General features: G+C 72.0%; 21 protein-coding genes. 13 read left to right on the top strand and 8 right to left on the bottom strand.

Features of this window, described 5'->3' with window-relative positions; all coding sequences use genetic code 11:
* Nucleotides 1-11 precede the first annotated feature (11 nt).
* Together JJI54_RS09730 and JJI54_RS09725 are read right to left on the bottom strand one after the other, a co-directional pair.
* Nucleotides 12-1565 (bottom strand): lytic transglycosylase domain-containing protein, encoded by a 1554-nt coding sequence (locus tag JJI54_RS09730; RefSeq protein WP_318987476.1) that lies wholly within the window; start codon nt 1563-1565, stop codon nt 12-14.
* A gap of 403 nt (nt 1566-1968) precedes the next feature.
* Nucleotides 1969-2769 carry a uracil-DNA glycosylase gene (locus JJI54_RS09725; protein WP_203072760.1) on the bottom strand — a complete coding sequence of 267 codons (801 nt, stop codon included), beginning with the start codon at nt 2767-2769 and terminating at the stop codon, nt 1969-1971.
* A 127-nt stretch (nt 2770-2896) separates the two neighbouring features.
* Here JJI54_RS09725 and JJI54_RS09720 point away from each other — a divergent pair, with 127 nt between their 5' ends.
* From JJI54_RS09720 to JJI54_RS09710, 3 genes are all read left to right on the top strand, one after another.
* A complete protein-coding gene (locus JJI54_RS09720) occupies nt 2897-4543 on the top strand; it encodes an electron transfer flavoprotein-ubiquinone oxidoreductase (RefSeq protein ID WP_226381591.1) in 1647 nt (548 codons plus the stop codon).
* 288 nt (nt 4544-4831) lie between these two features.
* Nucleotides 4832-6370 (top strand): serine/threonine-protein kinase, encoded by a 1539-nt coding sequence (locus tag JJI54_RS09715; protein ID WP_203072759.1) that lies wholly within the window; start codon nt 4832-4834, stop codon nt 6368-6370.
* A gap of 61 nt (nt 6371-6431) precedes the next feature.
* Entirely contained in the window at nt 6432-6899 is a 468-nt protein-coding gene (locus JJI54_RS09710) for a GlcG/HbpS family heme-binding protein (RefSeq protein ID WP_203072758.1), read from the top strand.
* Between the two features lie 48 nt (nt 6900-6947).
* On the opposite strand, the gene JJI54_RS09705 is transcribed toward JJI54_RS09710, so the two are convergent.
* Nucleotides 6948-7328, bottom strand: a complete 381-nt coding sequence (locus JJI54_RS09705) for a rhodanese-like domain-containing protein (RefSeq protein WP_203072757.1) — start codon at nt 7326-7328, stop codon at nt 6948-6950.
* A 101-nt stretch (nt 7329-7429) separates the two neighbouring features.
* Between JJI54_RS09705 and JJI54_RS09700 the strand changes: the two genes are divergently transcribed.
* On the top strand, nt 7430-8557 hold the full coding sequence (locus JJI54_RS09700; protein ID WP_203072756.1) for an MFS transporter: 1128 nt from the start codon (nt 7430-7432) through the stop codon (nt 8555-8557).
* On the opposite strand, the gene JJI54_RS09695 is transcribed toward JJI54_RS09700, so the two are convergent.
* Nucleotides 8558-9370: a M48 family metallopeptidase gene (locus JJI54_RS09695; RefSeq protein ID WP_203072755.1), complete on the bottom strand. Its 813-nt coding sequence runs from the start codon at nt 9368-9370 to the stop codon at nt 8558-8560.
* Between the two features lie 112 nt (nt 9371-9482).
* Here JJI54_RS09695 and JJI54_RS09690 point away from each other — a divergent pair, with 112 nt between their 5' ends.
* Nucleotides 9483-10184 (top strand): NAD-dependent deacylase, encoded by a 702-nt coding sequence (locus tag JJI54_RS09690; RefSeq protein WP_203072754.1) that lies wholly within the window; start codon nt 9483-9485, stop codon nt 10182-10184.
* A gap of 3 nt (nt 10185-10187) precedes the next feature.
* Here JJI54_RS09690 and JJI54_RS09685 read toward each other — a convergent pair whose 3' ends face one another.
* The gene (locus JJI54_RS09685; RefSeq protein ID WP_203072753.1) at nt 10188-11282 is read right to left on the bottom strand and encodes a YeeE/YedE thiosulfate transporter family protein; all 1095 of its coding nucleotides are present in this window, start codon (nt 11280-11282) and stop codon (nt 10188-10190) included.
* Nucleotides 11283-11466: 184 nt separating this feature from the next.
* Between JJI54_RS09685 and JJI54_RS09680 the strand changes: the two genes are divergently transcribed.
* Nucleotides 11467-12177, top strand: a complete 711-nt coding sequence (locus tag JJI54_RS09680) for a trypsin-like serine peptidase (RefSeq protein ID WP_203072752.1) — start codon at nt 11467-11469, stop codon at nt 12175-12177.
* Nucleotides 12178-12363: 186 nt separating this feature from the next.
* Here JJI54_RS09680 and JJI54_RS09675 read toward each other — a convergent pair whose 3' ends face one another.
* On the bottom strand, nt 12364-14781 hold the full coding sequence (locus JJI54_RS09675) for a hybrid sensor histidine kinase/response regulator (protein ID WP_203072751.1): 2418 nt from the start codon (nt 14779-14781) through the stop codon (nt 12364-12366).
* A 442-nt stretch (nt 14782-15223) separates the two neighbouring features.
* Here JJI54_RS09675 and JJI54_RS09670 point away from each other — a divergent pair, with 442 nt between their 5' ends.
* From JJI54_RS09670 to JJI54_RS09645, 6 genes are all read left to right on the top strand, one after another.
* A complete protein-coding gene (locus JJI54_RS09670) occupies nt 15224-15898 on the top strand; it encodes a substrate-binding periplasmic protein (protein WP_203072750.1) in 675 nt (224 codons plus the stop codon).
* Between the two features lie 102 nt (nt 15899-16000).
* Nucleotides 16001-16972: a tripartite tricarboxylate transporter substrate binding protein gene (locus tag JJI54_RS09665; protein WP_203072749.1), complete on the top strand. Its 972-nt coding sequence runs from the start codon at nt 16001-16003 to the stop codon at nt 16970-16972.
* Nucleotides 16973-17039: 67 nt separating this feature from the next.
* Nucleotides 17040-18026 carry a Bug family tripartite tricarboxylate transporter substrate binding protein gene (locus JJI54_RS09660; protein ID WP_203072748.1) on the top strand — a complete coding sequence of 329 codons (987 nt, stop codon included), beginning with the start codon at nt 17040-17042 and terminating at the stop codon, nt 18024-18026.
* A gap of 69 nt (nt 18027-18095) precedes the next feature.
* Nucleotides 18096-19052 (top strand): acetyl-CoA carboxylase carboxyltransferase subunit alpha, encoded by a 957-nt coding sequence (locus JJI54_RS09655; protein ID WP_203072747.1) that lies wholly within the window; start codon nt 18096-18098, stop codon nt 19050-19052.
* Nucleotides 19053-19082: 30 nt separating this feature from the next.
* Entirely contained in the window at nt 19083-20576 is a 1494-nt protein-coding gene (locus JJI54_RS09650; RefSeq protein WP_203072746.1) for an MFS transporter, read from the top strand.
* Nucleotides 20577-20692: 116 nt separating this feature from the next.
* Nucleotides 20693-21214, top strand: a complete 522-nt coding sequence (locus JJI54_RS09645) for a hypothetical protein (RefSeq protein WP_203072745.1) — start codon at nt 20693-20695, stop codon at nt 21212-21214.
* A gap of 245 nt (nt 21215-21459) precedes the next feature.
* Here the strand turns inward: JJI54_RS09645 and JJI54_RS09640 are convergent, their stop codons facing one another.
* The gene (locus JJI54_RS09640; RefSeq protein ID WP_203072744.1) at nt 21460-21972 is read right to left on the bottom strand and encodes a hypothetical protein; all 513 of its coding nucleotides are present in this window, start codon (nt 21970-21972) and stop codon (nt 21460-21462) included.
* A gap of 381 nt (nt 21973-22353) precedes the next feature.
* On the opposite strand from JJI54_RS09640, the gene JJI54_RS09635 reads away from it, so the two are divergent.
* Nucleotides 22354-22923 (top strand): carbonic anhydrase, encoded by a 570-nt coding sequence (locus JJI54_RS09635; RefSeq protein ID WP_203072743.1) that lies wholly within the window; start codon nt 22354-22356, stop codon nt 22921-22923.
* A 75-nt stretch (nt 22924-22998) separates the two neighbouring features.
* On the opposite strand, the gene JJI54_RS09630 is transcribed toward JJI54_RS09635, so the two are convergent.
* Complete coding sequence (locus JJI54_RS09630; RefSeq protein ID WP_226381587.1) at nt 22999-23613, bottom strand: tyrosine-type recombinase/integrase; 615 nt, start codon at nt 23611-23613, stop codon at nt 22999-23001.
* Nucleotides 23614-23770 lie beyond the last annotated feature (157 nt).

Here is a 23770-nt window from a genome sequence, read left to right as displayed (position 1 = left end):
GGGGGCATCGTTCAGCGCGGTGTTAGCATGGCGGCGACCGCCTGGGTGTCCTGGAACTGGGGGAACCGCCCCGTGGCCAGCGCATCGAGGCTGGGCGAGGGCAGGCCCAGCCGCGCCGCGTAGATCCAGGAATAGGCGAGCACGCGCTGCACGAATTGCCGCGTCTCCCCCACCGGGATGCTCTCGATGAACAGGAAGGGGTCGTCCCGGTGCCGGATCGCCGGCAGCCAGCGGCCGAGATTGCCCGGCCCCGCATTGTAGGAGGCGAGCAGCCGGATCAGGTCGCCATTCACGTTCTCGCTGCGGGCGAGGTAGTGGACGTAGCGCTGCCCCACCTCCAGCGAGAAGCCGGGATCATGCAGGCGGGAGACGTTGGACCCCCGCAGGCTGTTGTCCCCGGTCACGTAGCTGGCGGTCGCGGGCATGATCTGCAGCAGCCCCCGCGCCCCGGCCGGCGACACCGCGCGCGGGTCGAAATTCGATTCCTGCCGTGCCAGCGCATAGAGCAGCGCCGGATCGACGCGGAAGCCCAGCATCGGCTCCAGCCGCGGCAGCGGGAAGCGCGCGAAGTCGCGCGGCCTGCCATCCGCCGTCTGGCTCAGCGCCGCCAGCTGCGCCGCCAGGTCCGTCATGCCGGCCTGGGAGGCCAGCAGCAGCATGGCCCGCAGCACGCCCGCATTGCCCTGCACCCGGGGCCAGAGGGCGCGCATCTCCGCCTCCGCCCTCTCCCGCTGCCCGATCTGCAGCAGGGCGAGCGCGCGCCAGCCCGCGGCCGATTCGGCGATGGCCGCGGCCTCGCCCTCGCCCGCGATCTCGCGTTCCCAGGCGAAGCCCATGGGCAGGCCGAGCGCGCGGCGCGCCACCATGCCGTAGAAGGTGCGGGGCTCCTGCGCCGCCTGCATCATCCAGGGCACATAGGCCTGGGGCCGGCGGGCCCGCACCGCGGCGCGCGCCGTCCAGAAGGCGGCGCCGGCGCGGATGGCAGGGGAGGCGATCTCCGACCGCGCCGCATGCTCCAGATAGGCCAGCGCCACGTCGGGCCGGTCCAGCGCCCAGGCGGCCAGGCCCGCGATATAGCCGGGGAAGGCCGTGCCGGCGGAATTGCGCGCGGCGTCGGAGGCGATGCGGAAGGCATCCTGGTCCCGCCCGGCCTGGAGCATCGCCTGCGCGACCTCCGCCCGCAGCAGCGCGGCATAGGGGGCATCCACCCGGGCGCGGGCGATGGCGGCCAGGGCGCCGGCATCGTCCCCATTGCCCGCGCGGTCCCGCACCACGCGGTCCAGGCTGGCATTGCGGGTGATGGTGCGGGTGGCGGGCTCCCGCTCCTCCGGCACCACTTCCGCGCCATCGGCCAGCGCTTCCTGGGCGGGTGCCGGCGGCAGGGCCATGCCGCGCGGCGCGCGGCGCACCAGCATCGCGTGGATGCGCGGCGCATCCGGATGGTCGGCATAATCCGTCAGCCAGGACAGCAGCTCCGGCAGCGGCGGCTCATGGCCGCGCAGCCACCGGTCGGCCAGGACGTGGCCGACCAGGCGACGGTCATCCAGCCGCTCGATCTCCCGCACCGCCAGCGCATTCTCGCCCCGTGACTGGAGCTCGAAAATGCGTCGGAGGCGCGTCGCATCGGACGGCGCTAGGGGTTGCGGGAACCCGGCGACCCCGCCCTGCACCGCAGGACGTGGGACGCTCATGGCGGTCTGGTCGGCCCGTTGCCCGAAGGCGGGGACCTGAGCCCCCGCCATCATCGTCGCCCCGACCAGGGCCACCATCACGAGGGAGCGTGAGGGGGCAGCCAGCCGGCGGCGTAGGGCCATGGGGCAGATCGCTCGCATGGCCCGAAACCCCTAGACGCCACCAAAAGGGGATGGCAACCCCCGAATCCGGAACGATTCTCGCTTATTGAGACGGTCTGTTATGGAATCAGCCGGTTACCGGCCTTTCTTGCAGCGCTTTTTCTGTCGAAAATCGTCACCGCGCCGCGTCATCACCATCAAGTGTCCGCCGCAGCAGCAGCAGGTCGGACCAGGCTTCCCGCTTCGCGGCGGGGGTGCGGAGCAGGTAGGCGGGGTGCAGCGTGGCCAGCGCCGGCAGGGGCCCGGCCGGCGTCTCCACCTGGTGCCAGCGCCCGCGCAGCCGGGTGATCCCGTCCTTCGCCCGCAGCAGCGCCTTGGCCGAGACGCCGCCCAGCAGCACCAAATGGCGGGGCCGCACCAGCTCGATATGCCGCATCAGGAAGGGCAGGAAGAGCGTGATCTCCGCATCCGTCGGCGTCCGGTTGCCGGGCGGGCGCCAGGGCAGGATGTTGGTCAGGTAGAAATTCCGCGTCCGGTCCAGACCGATGCTGGCCAGCATCCGGTCCAGCAACTGGCCGGAGACGCCGACGAAGGGCCTCCCCAGGCGGTCCTCATCGGCGCCCGGCGCCTCGCCGATCATCATCAGGCCGGATTCCGCCACGCCGTCGCTGAAGACCAGGTTGGTGGCGGTGTCGCGCAGCGGGCTGTCGGCCTCCGCGATCGCGGATTTCAGCGCGGCCAGGTCCTGCGCCGCGGCGGCCAGCGCGGCGGCGGCGGCGGCCGGCGGCGGCACCAGCGGCAGCACCGGGCGCGCGGCGGGCTGCAGCGCGGGGGCGGCAAGGACCGGCGGCGGCTCCGCCACCGGGGCGCGCGCGGCGAAGCGATCGACCGGCGCTTCCTCCAGCGCCTCGTCCACCCCCCATTCCAGCTGCAGCCGCAGCGCGGCCAGCAGCTCCTCGCGATATCCTGCCTCCATGGGGTCATATCGGCGCGGGGCGGGGTTCCGCGCAATGGCTTGCGACGCTATCTGCGAAGGCCAGGCGAGCTTAGCCGAGCCAAGCCAGCCACCCAGCAGGCATCGATACGCCGGAAGGAACAGCGGAATGAGCGGGGATACCGAGCAGCGCGAAGCGATGGAGTTCGATGTGCTGGTGGTGGGCGGCGGCCCCGCCGGCCTCGCCGCCGCCATCCGCCTGAAGCAGCTGAGCCCCGACACCACCGTCTGCGTCGTGGAGAAGGGCGGCGAGATCGGCGCGCACATCCTCTCCGGCGCCGTGCTGGAACCCCGCGCGCTGGACGAGCTGTTCCCGGACTGGCGCGACGACCCGCCCGCCATGGCGACGCCCGTCACCGATGACCGCTTCATGCTGCTGACGGAGACGAAGGGCTTCAAGCTGCCCACGCCGCCGCAGATGCACAATGAGGGCAACTACATCGTCAGCCTCGGCAATGTCTGCCGCTGGCTGGGGGCGAAGGCGGAGGCGCTGGGCGTCGAGATCTATCCGGGCTTCGCGGCCAGCGAGACGATCATCGAGGAGGGCCAGGTGCGTGGCGTCGTCGCCGGCGTCATGGGCATCCAGCGGGATGGCACCAAGGGCCCGAACTACCAGCCAGGCATGGAGCTCCGCGCCACCTACACCGTCTTCGCGGAGGGCTGCCGCGGCAGCCTCACCAAGAAGCTCTTCGAGACCTTCAACCTCCGCGCCGGCGTGGCACCCCAGACCTTCGCGCTCGGCATGAAGGAGCTGTGGGAGATCCCGAAGGAGAAGCACAAGCCCGGCCTGGTCTGGCATTCCACCGGCTGGCCGCTCTCCTCCGACACCTATGGCGGGTCCTGGCTCTACATGCTGGGGGACAACCTGGTCAGCGTCGGCTTCGTCGTGGGGCTGGACTATCCGAACCCCTGGCTCTCCCCCTTCGACGAGTTCCAGCGCTTCAAGACGCATCCGGCGGTGCGCGGCTTCCTCGAGGGCGGCAAGCGCATCAGCTACGGCGCCCGCGCGCTGAACGAGGGCGGCATCCAGGCCATCCCGAAGCTGGTCTTCCCCGGCGGCATGCTGGCGGGCGACACGGCGGGCTTCCTGAACGTGCCGAAGATCAAGGGCACGCATACCTCCATGAAGTCCGGCATGGTGGCGGCGGAGGCCATCGCCGCCGCCCTGGCCGGCGACCGCCCGGCGGTGCTCGACAGCTACGAGACGGCGATCCGCGCGAGCTGGGTGTGGGAGGAGCTGCAGGGCGTGCGCAACATCCGCCCGGGCTTCGCGAAATACGGCTTCTGGGGCGGCATGGTGAATGCGGCGCTCGACACCTACCTCTTCCGCGGCAAGGCGCCCTGGACCTGGTCCCACCATGCGGACCACGAGACGCTGAAGCCCGCCGCCGAGGCGACGAGGATCACCTATCCCAAGCCGGACGGCGTGCTGACCTTCGACCGCCTCTCCTCCGTCTTCCTGTCCAACACCAACCATGAGGAGGACCAGCCCGCCCATCTGGTGCTGCGCGACCCGGGCCGGTGGAAGGGGACGAACTGGGAGAAGTTCCGCAGCCCCGAGAGCCGCTACTGCCCCGCCGCGGTCTATGAGGCGGTGGGCAGCGAGGCCGGCAACGCCGAGGGCGAGATGCACCTCGTCATCAACGCGCAGAACTGCGTCCACTGCAAAACCTGCGACATCAAGGACCCGACGCAGAACATCGACTGGAAGACGCCGGAGGGGGGTGGCGGCCCTAACTACATCGGGGGGATGTAGCGGACCTGCCGGCCGCCGCCGCCCGACCGCTTCGCTATCTTCAGGAGGCGGCGGGCCGAACGACATCGGCGGCATGTAGCGCGCCCGCGCGCCGCCGCGGCCATGGAAGCCCTCTCCCCCGGTGGGGGGGGAGGGTTTGGGTAAGGCGCGCCTCCCGCACCCGCCCCACCAACCTCCGATAGCAGCACTCGCGCGCCGCGCGAGCCGCGGTAAACCCCCCATTGCCATATCGCCGCGCCATCCCGCGCGACGGTTGCCCACGGCTTCGTGAGCCCATATCACGCCGCCATGCGTGGCCTGATCCGACCCTTCCTGGACCGCCCGGCCCTCACCGGCATCGCCCTCGGCGCGCTGGCCGTGCTGGGCCTGGCGGGCGATGTCCTCCAGCCCGCCTTCCCCGCCGTGCCGGTGCTCGCGCTGCTGGCGGCGATCGGCCTCGGCGCCGGGCTCGCCCTCGCGCGGGCGAAGCGGGACGCCTCCTGGCCCCATGGCATCATGGCCAGCGCCGCGCTGCTGCTGCTGGGCTTCGTGCTGCTCGCCGGCCTGCAATACGCCGCCGGCATCCAGCGCGGCGTGCTGGGCAGCCTCTCGGCCAGCGTCGCCGCGCAGCAGGATCGCTGGTTCGGGGAACCCCGCCACGACATCGCGGCGCTGGAGGAGCTGCGCGCGGCGCTGGACCAGGCGCAGCCCCCGCTGCGGCCGCGCCCGGCCTCGGCCGATGAATTCCTCTACAACGCCATCCTCCTCCGCACCCGGGACGAGCCGGTGCAGAGCGCCCGCGCCCTGGCGGAGGCGATCCGCCGCGCGGCCGACCCGCGCCCCGACGCGCTGCTGCTGCATGACGGGCTGATGGCGACCGGCCTGCCGGGGGTGCGCGACGCGCTGACCGCCCTGCCCGCCAACCTCCCCGCCGCCTTCCGGGAGCATGTGGAGGCCATGGCCCTGCCGGAGGGGCCGGAGCGCATCGCCGCCCTGGCCCGCATCGTGGCGCAGGACCCGGAGGCGCTGCTGGCGACCGCCGCGCTGGCCCGGTCCCTGATCGCCGCCGCCGGGCAGCAGGGGCCGACGGTGGCGCAGGCCGGCCGCATCGCCACCCTGATCGCGGCCTTCGAGGATGAGGACCGCCTGCCCGCCTTCGCCGCCCGCTTCCTGCACCAGGCCGCCGTGGCCCGGCTGCAGGAGGAGATGCTGGCCCTGTCCTGGACGCGGGAGGTCTCCCAGCGCCGGCTGTCCATCACCGCGGTCGCGCCGCCGCCGGGCCAGGCCAACCAGCCCATCCTGCTGCGCGTGATGGCGCCGGAACCCGCGACCTCCGTCCAGTTCGTGCGCGGGTCGGATGCGGATGGCGCGGTCTGGGCGGAAGTCGCGCAGCGCGCCGGGGAACCCGCGCCCACCATCCGGGTGAACCGCCCCTGGCGCGTGCAGCCCATGCGCTTCCGCTATTTGGACCGGGACGGCGTCACCAGCCCGGAAGTGGCCGTGACCTTCGACCCCGCCCAGGCGATCCGGGACCAGGCGCAGCGCACGCTGCAGCGCCAGGGCACCTTCGCCAGCTACGCGCCGGGGCGGCTGGCGGGCGGGCGGCTCAACAACTTCGCCGTGGCGGGGCATCTGCGCGCCGGGCTGATCGCGGTGAAATGGGCGACCGATGCCGAACGCCGCCCGCGCGTGGTGCCCGTCGGCGTGCCGGATGAGGTGCTGCTGGCCGGCGACCCGCCCCGCGCGGTGGTGGAGATGCAGGCCCCGCCCAATGCCCGCACCCTGATCCTGACCGCCGTCTTCGCCGATGGCAGCCGGTCGAGCCCCCTCGAGCTGCCGATCCGCTGAGGCCCCCTTCACAGCGGCGGCCGGACACCGCAGAGAGCGGCATCACCGGAGAGAACCCGCCATGAGCAACACCGCCCCCGCCGGCTTCCAGCACGGCATCACCGCCGCCGCCGCCCGCACCATCGTCGATGCGACGCTCGCCAAGGGGCGGGAGCTGGGCCTGGCGCCGCTGACGGTGGTGGTGCTGGATGCCGGCGGCCACCTGAAGGCCGCGCTGCGGGAGGATGGGTGCAGCCTGCTGCGCCCCGACATCGCCTGGGGCAAGGCCTTCGGCGCCATGGCGCTGGGCTTCGGGTCGCGGGAGCTGGCGCGCCGTTCCACCGCCATGCCCGGCTTCATGAACGCGCTGTCGGACCTGGCCGGCGGCCGCGCCGTGCCGGTGCCGGGCGGCGTGCTGGTGCGCGCGGCGGATGGCGCGGTGCTGGGCGCCGTCGGCGTCTCCGGCGATGCCTCCGACAAGGACGAGGTCTGCGCCGTGGCCGGCATCACCGCCGCCGGTCTGAAGGCCGATACCGGCGACGCCGCCTGAAGCCGCACCACCCGGACCGGCCGCGAGGCCGGCCCGGGGTTCTCCGCCTCAGCCCGGCTCCACCGCGCCGCCGGCCTCCACCCAGTCCTTGAACCCGCCGAGGTTCCGGACATCGTCGTAGCCCATGTCCTTCAGCGTCTTGCCCACCAGCGCGGATCGGCCGCCGGAGGCGCAATAGACCAGGATCGTGCCCGCCTGTTTCAGGGCGGGATCATGCATCGGGCTGTCCGGGTCGGCGCGGAACTCCACCAGGCCGCGGCTGACCGCGACCGCCCCCGCGGCCTTGCCGCTGGCCTTCACTTCCGCGGCATCCCGGACATCGAGCAGCAGCACGCCCGGCTCCTCGGCCAGCCGCACCGCCTCCGCCGGCGCGATCCGCGGCACGGCGGCGTTGGCGTCGGCAAGCATGTCCTTGACCGTCAATGGCATGGCGGTTCCTCCCCTTGTGGTCCGGAAGCCTGCCCCGGCGCGGAGCCCGGCGGCAACCCCGGCACGGTGGAGCCCGCCGCCGTTCCGGTGTAGGCGGGCGCGTGCCCCTCCTCGCCCTCGCCTTCCTCGCCTTCATCGGCCTCGGCCTGCCGGACCCGATGCCGGGCAGCCTCTGGCCCTCGCTCCGCCCGCATTACGGGGTGCCGAACGCGGCGCTCGGCCTGGTGCTGGCCGCCGTCGCCACCGGCTATGTCGTGGCGGGGCTGCTGACGGGGCGGATGATCGCGCGCGCCGGCATCGGCGGCGTGCTGGTGGGCAGCCTGGCGGCCACCACCATCGCCGCGGGGGCGCAGGCCTTCGCGCCGCCCTGGGCGGGCTTCGTCGCGCTGGCCGTGCTGGCGGGCTTCGGCGGCGGCGCGGTCGATTCGGCCATGAACCTCTTCGCCGCCTCCCGCTTCAAGCCGGGGCACATGAACTGGCTGCACGGCTTCTGGGGGGTGGGCGCCACGCTCGGCCCCGCCACCGCCGCCGCGCTGCTGGCGGCCGGCTTCGGCTGGCAGGCGGGCTATGCCGCGGTGGCGCTGGCGCTCGGCCTCCTCACCCTCTGCTTCCTGGCGACGCGGGGGCGGTGGGAGGATGGCGCGCCCCGCCCGCCCGCGGACCGCACCAGCCCGCTGGCGGTGCTGCGCCACCCGGTCGCGCGGCTGCAGGTGCTGGTCTTCTTCCTCTATACGGGGCTGGAGGCCGGGGCCGGCCAATGGGCCGCCACCATCATGACCGGCGCGCGCGGCGCGACCCCGGCCGAGGGCGCGATCGCCGCCACCCTGTTCTTCGCGGCGCTGACGGGCGGGCGCCTGGCGCTGGGCTTCGTGCTGGACCGGCTGGGCGCCGACCGCGTGCTGCGGCTGTTCACCCCCGTGGCGCTGCTGGCGCTGCTGGCCTTCGCGACCGGGGTCGCGGACCTGGTGGCGCTGTCCGTCGCCGCCCTGGCGCTGGCGCCGGTCTTCCCGACCGTGATGGCCCGCACCCCGGCCCGGGTCGGCCCCGGCCTGGCGGCGCAGGCGGTCGGGATGCAGGTGGCGGCGGCCACCATCGGCGTCGCCGTCATCCCCGCGGCGCTCGGCCTCGGCGCGGACCTGGCGGGCGGCCCCTGGGTGGTGCCCTGGCTGCTGGTGGGCCTCGGCGTGGCGCTGACGGCGATGATCTGGCGGCTGCCGGCCAGGCGGTAGCTACACCGCCCGCCGCGGCGGCAGCGCCCCGTTGCTGCGCGCCAGGTCGCGCATCGCCTCGTCCCAGCCCGCGATCCGCTCCGGCCCCGCCGGGTGGCTGTCGAACAGCCCCGTCTCCATCCGGCCCGACAGGCGCGCCATGGTCACCAGGAACCCCCGCGCCTTCCCCAGATCCATCCCCGAACGGTAGAGGATCGCCGCCGCCAGGTAGTCGGCCTCCCGCTCCTGCTCCTTCGAGAAGACGAGCCGCCCGACGGCCCCGCCGAGATTGGCGCCGCTTTCCACGCTGCGCCGCGCGCTGCGCGCGCTGACATGGCCGCCCGCCGCGGCCGCGACGGTCGCCGCCGCCATCACCGCCGCGCCGATGGCGCTGCCCACGCCCCGCGCATCCCGGCTGCTCGCCACATGGTTGGCGGCGTGGTGCCCCATCTCATGGCCGATGACGAGGGCGACCTCCTCCTCATTCGCCGCGTATTCCATGATGCCCTGGTTGATGACGATGCGGCCCTCGCCGCCCGCCGCGGCATTCAGCGTGCGGTCGCGGCTGGTGCGGACCTCCCAGTGGCAGACGCCCACCGCCATCTCCTGGCACAGCCGCGTGGCCGCCGGGCGGATGCGCGCCAGGGCGGACCGCATCATCGCCTGGGCCTGCCTCTCCGGCATCGGGCGCCGCGGCGGCGCGCCGCCCGCCTCCTCGACCTCCGCCTGCGCCAGCCCCAGCTGCGCGCCCGTGACGGGCGGCACCTGGTGCACCGCGCCGGCGCAGCCGCAGAGCATGCAGCCCCCGGCCAGGAAGAAGCGCCGTCCCATCATGGGGCCCGTCCCCGACCATCCGTTCCGATGCACCAACAATGACGCGGGGCGGGCGCCACGGGGAAGCGGATTCGCCCGCCACGGACCGGGCCGGCCGCGCTAGGATCGCCGCATGACCCCGCGAAACATCGTCATCCTCACCGGCGCCGGCATCTCCGCCGAATCCGGCCTCGCCACCTTCCGCGACAAGGACGGGCTGTGGGCGAAAGTCCGGATCGAGGATGTCGCGACGCCCGAGGCCTTCGCCCGCGACCCCGCCCGCGTCCACGCCTTCTACAACGCCCGCCGCGCGCAGCTGCGCGACCCGGCCATCGCCCCCAACGCCGCCCACCGGGCGCTGGCGGAGCTCGATGCCCGCTGGCCCGGCGACCTGCTGCTGGTGACGCAGAATGTCGATGATCTGCACGCCCGCGCCGGTTCTCGCCGGATGGTCGCGATGCATGGCGAATTGGCGAAGGCCCGCTGCCGGCGATGCGAGGCCGTGCACCCCTGGGTGGAGGACCTCTCCACCGCCACCCCCTGCCCCGCCTGCGGCGCCACCGGCGGCATGCGCCCGCACATCGTCTGGTTCGGGGAGATGCCGATGCAGATGGAGCGCATCGGCGCGGCGCTCGAGGCCTGCGACCTCTTCGTCTCCATCGGCACCTCCGGCAACGTCTATCCCGCGGCGGGCTTCGTGGCGGAGGTCGCGGGACGGGCGCGCACGCTGGAGCTGAACCTGGAGCCCAGCGCCGGCAGCCGCCGCTTCGACGAGGCCCGGCACGGCCCGGCGACGCGGCTGGTGCCGGATTTCGTGGCCGAACTGCTGGGCTGACGGTTACCGCCGCGGCAGCCCGAAGACCGGGCGCAGCCGGATGCCGATCCAGCATCCCGGGATGACGGCCAGCAGCCAGACGAAGCCGTGCAGGCTGCCGGAGGCCGCGCCGCCGATGAAGGCGCCGACATTGCAGCCCGCGGAAAGCCGCGCGCCCACGCCCATCAGCAAGCCGCCCAGCGCGGCGCCGAGCGCACCCCGCCACCCCAGCCGCACGCGGTGGCGCAGCCCGCCCTGCCAGGCGCTCGCGGCCAGCGCCCCCAGCACGAGGCCGATATCGGACAGCGAGGCATGGTTCGCCAGCACCGGCCCGGCCAGCGCATCCCGCGCCCAGTCCACCTGCCAGAAGGGCTGCGCCGCCAGGTCCCAGCCCAGCGCCTGCAGCGGCTTCGCCGCCCAGAGGGTGAGCCCCGTCGTGATCCCCCAGGGCGTGCCGGAGGCCAGGAACAGCAGCGCCGCCAGCGCCCCGATCACCGCGCCCGCCCGCAGCGCCGGCCAGGGCAGGGGCCGGCCGCGCAGGAAGGCGATGGCGAAGACGCCCAGCAGCGCCTCCGTCGCCAGCAGCCCGCCCCAGGGGCCGAGCAGCTCCAGCAGGTCGATGGCCTCGAAGGCCGGCAGCATCGCCCCCATCGGCAGCAGCAGCGCGCCCAGCACCCCGCCCAGGCAGAAGAAGGGCAGCGCCACGAACATGCGCCGCGACCCCTGCCCGGCCGCCACCAGCACGCCGGAGCCGCAGCCATTGGCCACCTGCATGCCCAGCCCGAACATCGCGGCGCCGATCAGCAACTGCAGCCCGACCGGCGCGATGTAGCGGACATAGCCCTCCGCCAGCCCCGCCACCGGCAGGATCACCAGCGCGGCGACGGCGGGGATGACGAGGCTGGCGCCGACCGGGCGCGGATCGCCCTCCTCCAGCAGGGCGCGGAAGCCGCCGGCGAAGCCGAAATCCAGCCAGGCGAAGGCCGCGCCCAGCAGCAGCGCCACGGCGAAGATTGCAGGCAGGGCGCGGTCCGCCAGCGGCAGGGTCGCCGCCAGCACCGCCGCGCCGCCCGCGCCGGCCAGGGCCAGGCCGGCGAGGTGCGGCCGACCCACCCTCACCACCACGCCGGGCGGATGCGCGCGCCCGCCGCGCCGGGCAGGGCGCGGCGCGGGATGAGGCCCCCCATCGGGCCGAGGCGGCTGCCGGACGTCACGCCGCTGCTTCGCCCCGCTGGGGCGGGACGTTACGCGGGCGCGCCAGCCGCGCCTCGACACGCATCGCCGCCCGGCGCAGCCTGCCCCCATGCCCCGCCGCCTGGCCGTCCTCGCCCTGCTGGTCCCGGCCGCCGCCCTGGCGCAGCCGCTGCCCCGCCCCGGCCTGGACCCGGCGGTGGAGGCCCGGCAGCCCGTCGATATCCGCGCCGCCCCCTGGTCCAGCCTGGTGCGCGTGCAGACCGAGGCCGGCACGCGCTGCACCGGCGCCCTCATCGCGCCCGACCGCGTGCTGACCGCCGCCCATTGCCTCGTCGCGCCGCGGACCGGCAACCCGGTCCTCCCCGGCCGCACCCATGTGCTGGCGGGCTATGAGCGCGGCGATTTCCAGGCCCATGCGCGGGTGCGGGAGATCCGGCTGGGCCCGGGCTTCGATGCGGCCGCGCGCGGGCCGGTCGGCGCGGATTGGGCGCTGCTGCGCCTCGCCACCCCCCTGCCCGGCCCGGTGCTGCCGCGCGCCGCGCTGCCCGGGGTGGCGGCGCCGGCCATGCTGGCGGGCTGGCAGCAGGACCGCGCGCATGCGCTGCTGGCCGATACCACCTGCCGGGTGCAGGGCCGCTTCCGCGACCCCGGGCTGCGCTGGCTGATCCGGCATGATTGCGCCGCCACGCGCGGCGCCTCCGGCGGGCCGCTGCTGGTCCGGCAGGGGGAGGGCTGGGCCATCGCCGGCATCGCCGCCGGCGCCCAGCGCCAGGCGCGTGGCGGCCTGGCCGTGGCGCTGGAGGGGCTGGATCTCGATTGACAGCCCCCGGCGCAAAGGATAATATACCTAGGACACTGGCCATCCCCTGCCCCGCGCCCCGCCCGCCCACCGGCGCCGACCCCGCGAGAATCGTGTTAAAGGCGCATAAATGGCATAATCGGCTAAAAGGGTAGTATTCCTAAATTCCAGGCGCCCCTGGCGGCCAGGCCCTTGAATCCGCGGGGATCAGGCGGCCTGGGACCCCGCCGCCTTCGCCGCCAGGCCCAGCTTGCGCAGCAGCAGGTCCCGCTGCACCGGCTTGCCCACGTAATCGTCCATCCCCGCCTCCCGGCACTGCCGTTCGAATTCGGGGCCGACGGCGGCGGTCAGGCCGATGATGTGGGTGCGGCGGTTGGGGCCGGGATGGCCGCGGATGCCGCGCGTCGCCTCCAGCCCATCCATCACGGGCATCTGCAGGTCCATCAGGATCACGTCGTACTGCGCGGCGCGGGCGGCCTGCACGGCCTGCTGCCCATCGCCCGCCACCACCACGGAAGCGCCGGCGCGGGTGAGGATGGTCTTCATCACCAGCTGGTTGGTCGGGTTGTCCTCCACCAGCAGCACCCGCACCTGCGGCCCGGCGGCCTCGGCCGGGGCCGGCGCCTCCGGCCGGGGCGGCGGCGCGGCCACGGGCTTGGGCGGCGCCACCGCCACCAGCAGCGCATCCCGCAGCCGCGTGGGCAGGGCGGGCTTCAGCAGCAGCCCGTCCAGCACGCCCTGCCCATTGGCCTCCCGCGAATCGGTGGAGCCGGAGGCGCAGAGCAGCAGGCGCGGCCGGCCGAAGGCGTCCCATTCCTGGCGGATGCGCCGCGCGAGGGCGAGCCCGTCGCCATCCGGCAGCTGCCCGTCCAGCACCGCGGCCTCGAAGGGCCGGCCCTGCGACGCCGCCTGGCGCAGCGCCGCCAGCGCGGTGCCGCCATCGGCCACCGCGATCGCCTCCGCCCCCATCCCGGCCAGCTGCCGGACCATGATCTCCCGGTTCAGGGGCAGGTCGTCCACCACCAGGATGCGGCGGCCGGAGAGGCCCGTCAGCGGCAGCTGGTCGCCCTCGACGCGCCCGACCTTGACGGTGAAGCGGAAGATGCTGCCGCCGCCATTGCGCACGCCGGCCAGGCGGGGCACCGCCTCGATGCCCCCGCCCATCTCCTCGGCCAGCTTCTTGCAGATGGCGAGGCCGAGGCCCGTGCCGCCATACTTGCGGCGGATGGAGGCATCGGCCTGGGTGAAGCGCTCGAACAGCATGCCGATCTTGTCGCGCTCGATCCCGATCCCGGTGTCGGAGACGGAGACGCGCAGCCGCCAGTAGTCCAGCTCCGCCTCGATCGAGATCGCCACCTGGATCCAGCCGGTCTCCGTGAACTTGATGGCGTTGCCCACCAGGTTGAACAGCATCTGCCGGATGCGGCCGGGGTCGCCCACCACCTTGTGGGGCAGGTCGGGGGCGAGCGCGCAGACCAGCTCCACCCCCTTCGCCGCGGCGCGGGGGGCGAAGAGCTCGACGATCGTCGCGATCTCCTGCTCCACGTTGAAGGGCACGCTTTCCAGCTGCAGCGCGCCGGCTTCGAGCTTGGAGAAGTCGAGGATGTCGTTCAGCACCATCATCAGGTGCTCGGCCGAACCCTGGATGGTCTCCGCATAGCGCCGCTGCACGCCATCGAGCCCGGTGTCGAGCAGCAGCCCCGTCATGCCGATCACGCCGTTCATCGGCGTGCGGATCTCATGGCTCATGGAGGCGAGGAACTCCTCCTTCGCCCGGCTGGCGGCGACCGCCGCGCGCTCGCTCTCCGCCAGGCGCTGGCCCTGCATCTTCAGGGCCTGCGCCTGGCGCACCAGCAGCCAGAGCGCGACCAGCGTCACCACCGCCGCCGCCGCGACGCCGGCGGCCAGCAGGGCGCCGAGGCGGTTGGCGGTATCCAGCGCATCGGCGCGGCTGCGCGCCGTCTCCACCACGAAGGTGCCCTGCCGCGTGACGGCGAAGGAGGCGACGACCTCCGACCCGTCCTGGTCCACGCCGGCCCAGGTCCCGGTCTCCCGCCGCGGCAGGAAGTCGCGGAAGATCCAGGAGGAGGAATTGAGCTCCCCCACCCCCTGCGTCGCGCCGTCGGAGCGCGCCAGCAGCAGGCCCTGGAAGGAATGGACGCGGACGATGGCGCCGAAGGCATCGGCATGGCGCCGCGCGACGCCCACCAGGTAGTCCGGGTTCAGCACGGCGACGATGGCGCCCTGGAACTCGCCGCGCGCACCGCGCATCGCGCGCGCATAGGGGATGGAATAGAGCCCGCCGGCCTGCTGGATGCTGCGCCCCTGCGGGCCGATAAAGCGCCCGGCCTCCGGCGCGCCGAGCCGCAGCGCCTGGTTGCCGAAGCGCAGCAGGCGGAACCATTCGCGGTCCGCGACCGAGGCCTCGCGCAGCCCCTCCACGGAGCTGGCGATGATGAAGCCCTGCGCGTCCGTCACCAGCAGGGCGCGCATCTGGGGCACGTCGCGGATGCGGCCGGTGATCTGGCGGGTGACGGTGGCGGGGTCGGTCTCCGCCAGGCGCTCCGCCGCGTCCATCACCACCAGGTCCACGGTCTGCATGGCGCGGGTCAGCTGGTCCGCCAACCCGGCCGCGACTCCCTGGGTCAGCCGTTCAGCCTCCGCGATCGCATCCTGTTGGCCGCGGTGCATTAAGATGCTGTAGATGCCGAGCAGGCATAGGGCGACAAGGCCGACCGCGGCGGAAAACAGCAGCCAGGGGCGCGGTTCGCTCGGCTTCGGTGCACCGAGGCCTAGCGAACGCCGGAAGGCGGCACGGAGTTGGGCGATGCGTGGGACCATCTTTGCGACAGCCATTATCGGCCTGTTCGTCTTAATTTGCGAGCGTGGTGACGGCGTTCTGGCGCAAACATCGGATGCGCAACGGTCCGCTTCCGACACTTCGTTGATTCTGGCCCAGAATTCGCCGCCCGCCCCGGCGCAGCCCCCCGCCGCCTCGCCCCCCGCCGCCCCCGCGCGGGCCGAGCGCCTGCCCGTAATTCGCGCCAGAGGCGAAGTCCGGGTCTGCATGTGGCCGGAATACTTCGCCATCTCCTACCGCAACCCGCGGAACGGGGAGCTGGAGGGGATCGACATCGACATGGCCCGCGCGCTGGCCGCGCGGCTCAATGTCCGCCTGACCTTCGTCGAGACCAATTTCGGCGAGTTCATGGACCGGATCGAGGACCAGTCCTGCGACATCGCCATGATGGCGGTCGGCATCACGCCGCCCCGCGCGCAGCGCATCGCCTTCTCCAAGCCCTACCTGGCGAGCCCGGTCTATGCGGTGACGACGCGCACCAACACGCGCATCCAGGCCTGGCGGGACATCGACAGCCCCGGCACCGTGGTGGCCGTCGCCGCCGGCACCATCATGGAACCGCTGATGCGCGACGCGCTGCGCAACGCGGAACTCATGGTGGTGCGCATGCCGCGGACGCGGGAGGGGGAGATCCTGTCCGGCCGCGCGGATGTCTTCATGTCCGACTACCCCTACACCCGCCGCATGGTGCTGATGCATGACTGGGCGCGGGTGATCGACCCGCCCGGCCGGTTCGGGGAGACGCTCTACGCCTATGCCGTGCAGCGCAACGACGCGGCCTGGCTGAACGAGGTGAACGCCTTCCTGGAACGCGCGCGGCTGGATGGCACCATCACCCGCTCCGCCACCCGCCACGGGCTGGCGCCGATCCTGCTGCCCTGAGGCGCGGGGCCCGCGGCGGCGGCTGCGGGAAGGCCCGCTTGCCCGGCGGCGGCGGCGCTGTCACATGACGGGGGCTTAACGACCCCAACGGGAGACGACGTCATGCTCACCCGCCGCGCCGCGCTTGCGGCCACGCTGGCCATGCCCGCCCTGCTGCCCCGCGCCGCCACGGCGCAAGGCGCCTGGACGCCGGACCGGGGCCTGACGATGGTGGTGGCCTTCGCGGCCGGCGGCGGCACGGACCTGGCGGCGCGCACCATCGCCCGCTTCATGGAACGCGACCTCGGCCAGCCCGTGGTGGTGCTGAACCGCCCGGGCGCGGGGGGCGAGATCGGCTTCACCGAACTGGCCCGCGCGCGGCCGGACGGGCTGACCATCGGCTTCATCAACACGCCCCATATCGTGACCCTGCCGATCGAGCGGCGGACGCGCTTCCAGCTCTCCGACTTCACGCTGATCGGCAACATCGTGGACGATCCGGGCGGGCTCTGGGTGCTGGCGGACAGCCCCTACCGCACGCTGGAGGAGCTGCTGGCCGCGGCCCGCGCGCGGCCGGAGACGATCGGCTACGGCACCACCGGCATCGGGTCCGACGACCACCTGGCCATGCTGGCGCTGGAGCGCGCGAGCGGCGCGAAATTCCTCCACGTGCCCTTCGGCGGCAGCGCGCAGGTCAAGCAGAACCTGCTCTCCCGCGCCATTCCCGTGGGCGTCATGAACGTGGCGGAGGGGGTGAACGAGATGAACCAGGGCGTGCTGCGGCCCCTCGCCCAGATGGGGGAGACGCGGTGGCAGCCCCTCGCCCAGGTGCCGACGCTGCGGGAGAAGGGCTTCGACGTGATCGAGGGCTCGATGCGCGGCATGGCCGCCCCCGCCGGCCTGCCCGCCCCGGTGCTGGACCGCCTGGCGCTGTCCGTCCGCCGCACGGTGGAGAATGCGGAGTTCCAGGCCGCCGCCGTGCAGCAGAACCTGCCGCTGCGCTTCCTGGCGCCCGATGCCTATGCCGCCGAACTCCGCGCGCTGCAGACGCGGTATCAAACCCTCTGGAACGCGCATCCCTGGCGGGAGGGTTGATCGCTTCGCGCTATCCCCGGGGCTTGCGGCGGGCTTAACTGAAAAAAATACCGCTGGAGGAAACAACATGAAGATCACCCGTCGCGGCCTGGTCGCCCTGGCGCCCGCCGGCCTTGCCGCCGCCCTGCCCTGCCCGGCCTTCGCCCAGGCAGGCGGGGACTACCCGAACCGCCCCATCCGCATGATCGTGGGCTTCGCCGCGGGCGGGGGCACGGACCTTTCCGCCCGCACGGTGCAGCCGAAGCTCCAGCAGCTGCTGGGCGGCACCATCCTGATCGACAACCGCCCGGGCGCCGGCGGCAACCTGGCGACGGAGATGACGGTGCGCGCCGCGCCCGATGGCTACACGCTGCTGATGGGCACCATCGCGGCGCTGGCCATCAACCCCACCATCTACCGCAACCTGCCCTTCGACCCGCAGGCGGACCTGACGCCGATCAGCCAGGCGGGGTCGATCCTCAACGTGCTGGTGGTGCCGGTGGACCGCCCCTGGCGGACGGTGGCGGACCTGGTCGCGGCGGCGAAGGCGCGGCCGGACAGCATCACCTACGGCTCCTCCGGCGTCGGCGGCGCGGGGCACCTGGCGGGCGCGCTGCTGGACCAGATGGCGGGCATCAAGACCGTGCACGTGCCCTATCGCGGCGGCGGCCCGCTGATGACGGACATGGTCGGCGGCAAGATCGACTACGCCTTCTCCACCGCCCCCACCGCCATCCCGCAGATCGAGGGCGGCAAGCTGCGCGCCCTGGCGGTGCCGACGCTGCAGCGATCCCCGCTGATGCCCAACGTGCCGACGGTGGCGGAGACGCTGCCGGGCTACGAGGTCGGCAACTGGTACGCGCTGGTCGGGCCGAAGGGCCTGCCCCAGCCGATCGTGGAGCGGCTGAACGCCGCCATGCGCGCCACGCTGGCCGATGGCGACGTCCGCGCCCACCTGGCCCGCCACGGCGTGGAGCCCACCCCCTCCTCCCCCGAGGAGCTGGCCCGCTTCATCCGGGACGAGACGGCGAAATGGGCGCCCATCGTCCGCGCCAGCGGCGCCACGCCGGACTGACGCGGCCTGTCCAGGCATGCGGCGGGAGTGCTTCCGCCCGGCACCGTTCCGGGCTAAGGCTCCCGCCCCATGCGCCACTTCCTGGAATTCGAAAAGCCCATCGCCGAGCTCGAAGGCAAGATCGAGGAGCTGCGTCGTGCCACCGACGCCGGCGGAATCGACGTGGCCGAGGAGGTCGGCAAGCTGCGCGACAAGGCGGAGGCGCTGCTCCGCCAGACCTACGCGAAGCTGACGCCCTGGCAGAAGGCGCTCGTCGCCCGCCACCCCGAACGGCCGAAGGCGGCGGACTACATCCGCGGCCTGATCGAGGAGTGGACGCCGCTCGCCGGCGACCGCGCCTTCGCGGATGACGCGGCGGTGCTGGCGGGACTCGGGCGATTCCGCGGCCGCGCCGTCGCCGTGCTGGGCACGGAGAAGGGGCGCGATACCGAAAGCCGCGTGAAGCATAATTTCGGCATGGCGCGGCCGGAGGGCTACCGGAAGGCCCGGCGCATCATGGAACTCGCGGGCCGCTTCGGCCTGCCCATCGTCAGCTTCGTCGATACCGCCGGCGCCTTCCCGGGAATCGAGGCCGAGGCCCGCGGCCAGGCGGAAGCCATCGCGCGCTCCATCGAGGCCGGGCTCGACGCCCCCGTGCCCTTCGTCGCCACCATCATCGGCGAGGGCGGCTCCGGCGGCGCCATCGCGCTGGCCGCGGCCGACCGCGTGCTGATGCTGGAGCACGCCATCTATTCCGTCATCTCCCCCGAAGGCTGCGCCAGCATCCTGTGGCGCGATGCCGCCAATGCCCCCCAGGCGGCGGAGGCGCTGCGCCTGACGGCGGAGGATCTGCGCAAGCTCGCCCTGATCGACGCCATCATCGCGGAGCCGCTGGGCGGCGCGCATCGCGACCCCGGCATGATGCTGGCCGCCGTGTCCCGCCAGGTGTGGGATTGCCTGGAGCCGCTGATGGCGCTGGATGGCGCCACGCTGCGCGCCCGGCGTCGCGAGAAGTTTCTGGAGATGGGGCGCACCGGGGTCGTGTGACGGGGATGGCCGTGGGATGATCCCGGCCGCATGCCCCCTGCCGATGCGCCGATCCCGCCCGCCGAGCTGAAACGGCTTTTCTTCCGCCTCTTCCCCGCCGTGGCGCTGGCCATGTTCGGCGCGGCGCTGGACCAGACGCTGGTCGCCGCCGCGCTGCCCGCCATCGCGCGCAGCCTGGGCGAGGTGGAGCGCGTCTCCTGGATCGTCGTGCTGTATCTCGTCGCCAATACGGTGGCGGCGCCGGTCTATGGGCGGCTCGGCGATGCCTTCGGGCGCCGGCGGATGCTGCTGGTGGCGCTCGGCTTCTACGCGCTTGGCGCCACCGCCTGCGCGGCCGCGCCCTCGCTCGCCTGGCTGGCCCTGGCGCGGGTGGTGCAGGGCTTCGGGGGTGGTGGCCTTATCAGCCTCTCCGTCGCGCTGATCGCGGAGGTGGTGCCGCCGCGCGAACGCGGGCGCTTCCAGGCCTGGATCGCGGCGGTCTTCACCGGCGCCAGCGCGCTGGGCCCGGTGCTGGGCGGCTTCCTGACGGGGCAGTTCGGCTGGCGCAGCGTCTTCATGCTGCAGCTGCCCCTCGCGCTGCTGGCGGCCTGGCTGGCGGTGACGCGGCTGACGAACACGGCCAGGGGATCGCCGCGCGGCTTCGCCTTCGACTGGTGGGGCCTGGTCCTGTTCAGCCTCTTCGTCGCCCCCGCGCTGCTGGCGCTGGACCAGGCGCGCCGGCTGGCGGCGCTGCCGCTGCTGGTGGCGGGCGGGCTGGCGGTGGTGGCGGGGCTCGCGCTGTGGCTGCTGCTGCGGCAGGAAAGGCGGGCGCCGGACCCGCTGCTGCCGCTCAACCTTCTGGGCGATGCCACGATCTGGCGCACCAACCTGATGACGGGGCTGGTGAACGGCGCCTTCGTCGGCGCCATCGCCTTCCTGCCGATCTACCTGACGACGGTGCGCGGGCTCAGCCCTTCCGAGGTCGGCTTCGCGCTGCTGCCGCTTTCCGCCTGCTCCGGCTTCGGCGCGCTGATGGCGGGGGCGGGGCTGGCGCGGACGGGGCGGACGCTGCTGTGGCCCGCCATCGGGCTGACCGCCGCCACCATCGCGCTGGTCGCCATCGCGATCGGCGCGGGGGTGATCCCGATGCCGGTGCTGGCGGTGCTGCTGGCGGTGGCGTCGCTGGGCTTCGGATCCTCCTTCCCCATGGTGCAGGTGACGGTGCAGGTGGCGGCGGGGCGGGAGAGGCTGGGCAGCGCCACCGCCTCCGTGCAGTTCAGCCGGTCGCTGGGCGCCGCGACGGGCACGGCGCTGCTGGGCGCGGTGCTGTTCGGCGCGCTGGTGGTGGCGCCGGGGGATGCGGCGGGGCTCTTCGTGGCGCTGGTCAACCAGGGCGCGGCGGCGCTGGCCGGGCTGCCGCCTTCCGGGCGGGCGCTGTTCCAGGCGGAGCTGCTGGACGCCTTCCGCGCGCTGTTCGGCGCGGCGGCGCTGCTGACGGGGGTGGCGGCCTGGCTCTGCACGCGGGTGCCGCTGCAGCGGGTGTGAGGCGGGCGCGTCGCAATTTTAACCAGATTGCCGTGATTTCATGCATCGCAAGATCACATGAGCTTGTCCGTCCAGGCCGGCGCCCGCAGGGTGTCGCGGGGAAGGAACCGCTCGCCATGACAGAGAACACACCAAAGGGCCTCGGGCGCCGCCTGCTGGTCATCCGCCTGGGCGCCGTGGCGCCGGGCCTGGCGGCCGGGGCCGCGGGCGCCGCGCCTGCCCGCCAGGCGGGGCCGGAGACCGGCGCCACGCCGGTGCAGGGCCGCTACACCGGCATCAACGACAACGACCCGAGCGATGGCCCCGGCTATGGCCGCGGCGCGCGGCGCGGCACCGGCATCACCGACAGCGACCCGAGCGACGGCCCCGGCAATGGCCGCGGCCGGCCGCGCGGCACCGGCCTGACGGACAGCGACCCGAGCGACGGTCCCGGCAATGGCCGAGGCCGCCCGCGCGGCACGGGCCTGACGGATAGCGACCCGAGCGACGGCCCCGGCAATGGCCGCGGCCAGCGCCGCGGCACGGGCCTGACGGACAGGGACCCGAGCGATGGTCCCGGCAATGGCCGCGGGCGGAACACGGGGCTGACGGATAGCGACCCAAGCGACGGGCCGGGCCAGGGGCGCCGGGGGCGCTGAGACACGAAAGGCCCGGCGCCATCGGCGCCGGGCCCCTGTCATCGCCGCCGGGCGAAGGCCGTCAGGCCTTGCCGTGGCAGTGCTTGTACTACCACTGTGCATGCCTATCACGTTGTTTTCATTGAGTTAAATCAGCCCTGATCCCCGCTGCCTAACGTCTGCCTAACACACTACGGTTGCGCATCAGGTGGTGTGTCGCAATGATCTGCGTGCATATGCATATATTCATAGATCGGCTTGCGACTTCAGTTTGCGTTGTTGTTACTTCGAAACACAACGGTGGGCCATGCGAGAATAATGTTGGGCGACTTTTCAATGAAAAAGTCCGCACTCCGATCAATGAATGTGCCTGTCCGCTTGCCGTTCTTGCCAGGATAGGGAAAATACGGCTCCATTGCGGTGACAGTTCTCCCAATCTGACCAAAAATCACGTTCATATGTGTGCCAGCCTGGGGATGATTATACGCAATCAAGACAGGAAGGTCGCCGATGGGCAGACCGCGAAATCTGTAGGTGCTCGACTTGAAAACACCGCACGAGATCTTCAGACGAGTGTCCTTCTGAAGAACTTCCATGAGTGTCAGCGGATCAAAGCCGCCATCGGAGGCGGTGTGCTTGTCGTACTCAACGATGATCTGGTTCTGCGTCCAGGACGGTCTGCCATCGCGCACGGCTCTCAGCCACCAACACAGGCAAGCCGCCCAGCACGCCATCTCGTCATTCTGACCCACAGGCGGGATTGTTCTGTAGTCGAACACGGCTGCCTCCTGCATTCGCCCATCGCGCTCGGCTCGCGATCGCACTCTGATGGTTTCACAGGAGTTCGCCGAACTTCTCGTCTATTTTTCGCCAGTTATGCAAAGATGGAGTTGGTTGGCGCCGCTGGTCCGAGCGCGGTGTAAGATCGCCGCTGTCCCAAATTTCCTGCGCAGCTACCACACCAGTTCCACGGCAGCACGCTTCTGGTCTCCTTGACGGGCATGGCGGGCTGAACCCAGCAATCGGACGAACGCTAGCCATTTCTGGTGATATTACCAAATAGCCATAAATGGGCGCGCTGATCTACTAAAATCGTCATAAGTGTGCTTGTTGGATTTGTGGTGTGCATGAAAGTCTTCCTCAGTTGAAAGGAAAGCTTCATGTTGAATTGCACCTCGACGGATCCGCATTTCGTGCATCACGCGGCTTGCGGGTGTGGTGAGACCAGCTCGGGCGTTGCGCGACGCCGAATGCTCGCTTTTGCGGGCGCCTTCATGGGCACAGCCCTGCTTGGTCGTCGAGCTTCTGCAGCGAGCGGTGATTACGAGGCGATGCTGGTCAACTGCATCGATCCTCGGTTCACCACCAACAGCCTGCAATACATGACCACCAACGGCATGCGCGATAAATACAGCCAGTTCGTGATCGCTGGCGGTCCGATTGGAGCCGTGCATCAGCGCTTCGCGCCTTGGCATGCCGCGTTCTGGGACAACTTGGACATCACGGTCCAACTGCACAACATCAAGCGCGTGGTGGCGCTGACCCATAGGGATTGTGGCGCTGCCAAGCTCGCCTTCGGTGATGCAGCTGTCGCCACGCGGGACGCGGAAACCGCTTCTCATGCGGACGTGCTGCGCGCCTTTTCAGCCGAGGTCCGGCGCAGGAAGCCGACGCTCGCTGTGGTGGCAGGCATCATGAACCTGAACGGCACCGTGGACGCGGTGAGCTGAGGCGGATAGCCGTGGTGCAGTAAACCTGCGCAGCGTTCTCCAGGGATCGCTGCGCAGCAGTCTCGCCCCCAGCGCTTACCCCACCAACTCCACAGCAGCACGCTTCTGATCGTCGTTCACGTCAATGTAGCGCTGGGTGGTGCTGATGGAGCGATGCCCAGCCAGGCTTGCCAACACCCGCACCCCCACCCCCTTGTGTGCCAGCGTGGTGATGAATGAGCGGCGTCCAGAATGGCTGCTGGCGCCATCCAGCCCTGCCTTGCGATAGATGGTGTTGATGGTTTGGGCGAGGGTGTTGGCAGAAAAGCTATCGCGCTTCTGGCTGCGCAGCAGGGCACGGTCAGGCTGTTGTTGGCTGCCTTGGCTGCGTGCGTAGGCAGCAAGCTCTTTCCTGAGCCTGTCGCTCAGGAATACGGTGCGTGCCTGCTGCCCCTTGGTCTGTGACGCTCGCAGCCTGATCTCGGATTTCACGCTTCCATCCTGCGCGATCACGTCTGACCAGCGCAGTGCAGCCACTTCCCCCACCCGCATGCCAGCCCAATGCGTGAGCAGCAGAGCCATGCGGTTGCGGGCGGCATGCGGACGGGTTGCCACATGGTCCAGCGCCTTGCGCAGCTCTTTGGGGTTCAAGGTGCGGGCTTGGGGCATGAGGGCAAAACCTAATGATTTCGTTCGTCCCGTATAAAACATGTGGTTTATGCCACGCGACCAGAACCAGAACGTGCACAAAGTGAGTGATCTCAATGCGTTCGGGCAAAACCTAATAGTTTCACGATTTCCTGTGGTCTTTGTCACGCAATCAAGACCATAGGGCATAGGGTATGCACTTGGGCTGATTGGCAGCCCG

This window comes from Falsiroseomonas ponticola (genome assembly GCF_016805305.1).
GTDB lineage: Bacteria > Pseudomonadota > Alphaproteobacteria > Acetobacterales > Acetobacteraceae > Falsiroseomonas > Falsiroseomonas ponticola.
The sequence above is the reverse complement of the archived record's forward strand: the minus strand, read 5'-3'. Positions and strand labels throughout refer to the sequence as shown.

Bases quoted from the DNA above. Each gene is read 5' to 3' on its own strand.
- JJI54_RS09660 (WP_203072748.1), top strand. From the start codon at position 17,040: ATGAAGATCACCCGTCGCGGCCTGGTCGCCCTGGCGCCCGCCGGCCTT.
- JJI54_RS09665 (WP_203072749.1), top strand. From the start codon at position 16,001: ATGCTCACCCGCCGCGCCGCGCTTGCGGCCACGCTGGCCATGCCCGCC.
- JJI54_RS09650 (WP_203072746.1), top strand. From the start codon at position 19,083: ATGCCCCCTGCCGATGCGCCGATCCCGCCCGCCGAGCTGAAACGGCTT.
- JJI54_RS09710 (WP_203072758.1), top strand. From the start codon at position 6,432: ATGAGCAACACCGCCCCCGCCGGCTTCCAGCACGGCATCACCGCCGCC.
- JJI54_RS09645 (WP_203072745.1), top strand. From the start codon at position 20,693: ATGACAGAGAACACACCAAAGGGCCTCGGGCGCCGCCTGCTGGTCATC.
- JJI54_RS09705 (WP_203072757.1), bottom strand. From the start codon at position 7,328: ATGCCATTGACGGTCAAGGACATGCTTGCCGACGCCAACGCCGCCGTG.
- JJI54_RS09680 (WP_203072752.1), top strand. From the start codon at position 11,467: ATGCCCCGCCGCCTGGCCGTCCTCGCCCTGCTGGTCCCGGCCGCCGCC.
- JJI54_RS09635 (WP_203072743.1), top strand. From the start codon at position 22,354: ATGTTGAATTGCACCTCGACGGATCCGCATTTCGTGCATCACGCGGCT.
- JJI54_RS09655 (WP_203072747.1), top strand. From the start codon at position 18,096: ATGCGCCACTTCCTGGAATTCGAAAAGCCCATCGCCGAGCTCGAAGGC.
- JJI54_RS09725 (WP_203072760.1), bottom strand. From the start codon at position 2,769: ATGGAGGCAGGATATCGCGAGGAGCTGCTGGCCGCGCTGCGGCTGCAG.
- JJI54_RS09690 (WP_203072754.1), top strand. From the start codon at position 9,483: ATGACCCCGCGAAACATCGTCATCCTCACCGGCGCCGGCATCTCCGCC.
- JJI54_RS09670 (WP_203072750.1), top strand. From the start codon at position 15,224: ATGTGGCCGGAATACTTCGCCATCTCCTACCGCAACCCGCGGAACGGG.
- JJI54_RS09720 (WP_226381591.1), top strand. From the start codon at position 2,897: ATGAGCGGGGATACCGAGCAGCGCGAAGCGATGGAGTTCGATGTGCTG.
- JJI54_RS09695 (WP_203072755.1), bottom strand. From the start codon at position 9,370: ATGATGGGACGGCGCTTCTTCCTGGCCGGGGGCTGCATGCTCTGCGGC.
- JJI54_RS09715 (WP_203072759.1), top strand. From the start codon at position 4,832: ATGCGTGGCCTGATCCGACCCTTCCTGGACCGCCCGGCCCTCACCGGC.
- JJI54_RS09630 (WP_226381587.1), bottom strand. From the start codon at position 23,613: ATGTTTTATACGGGACGAACGAAATCATTAGGTTTTGCCCTCATGCCC.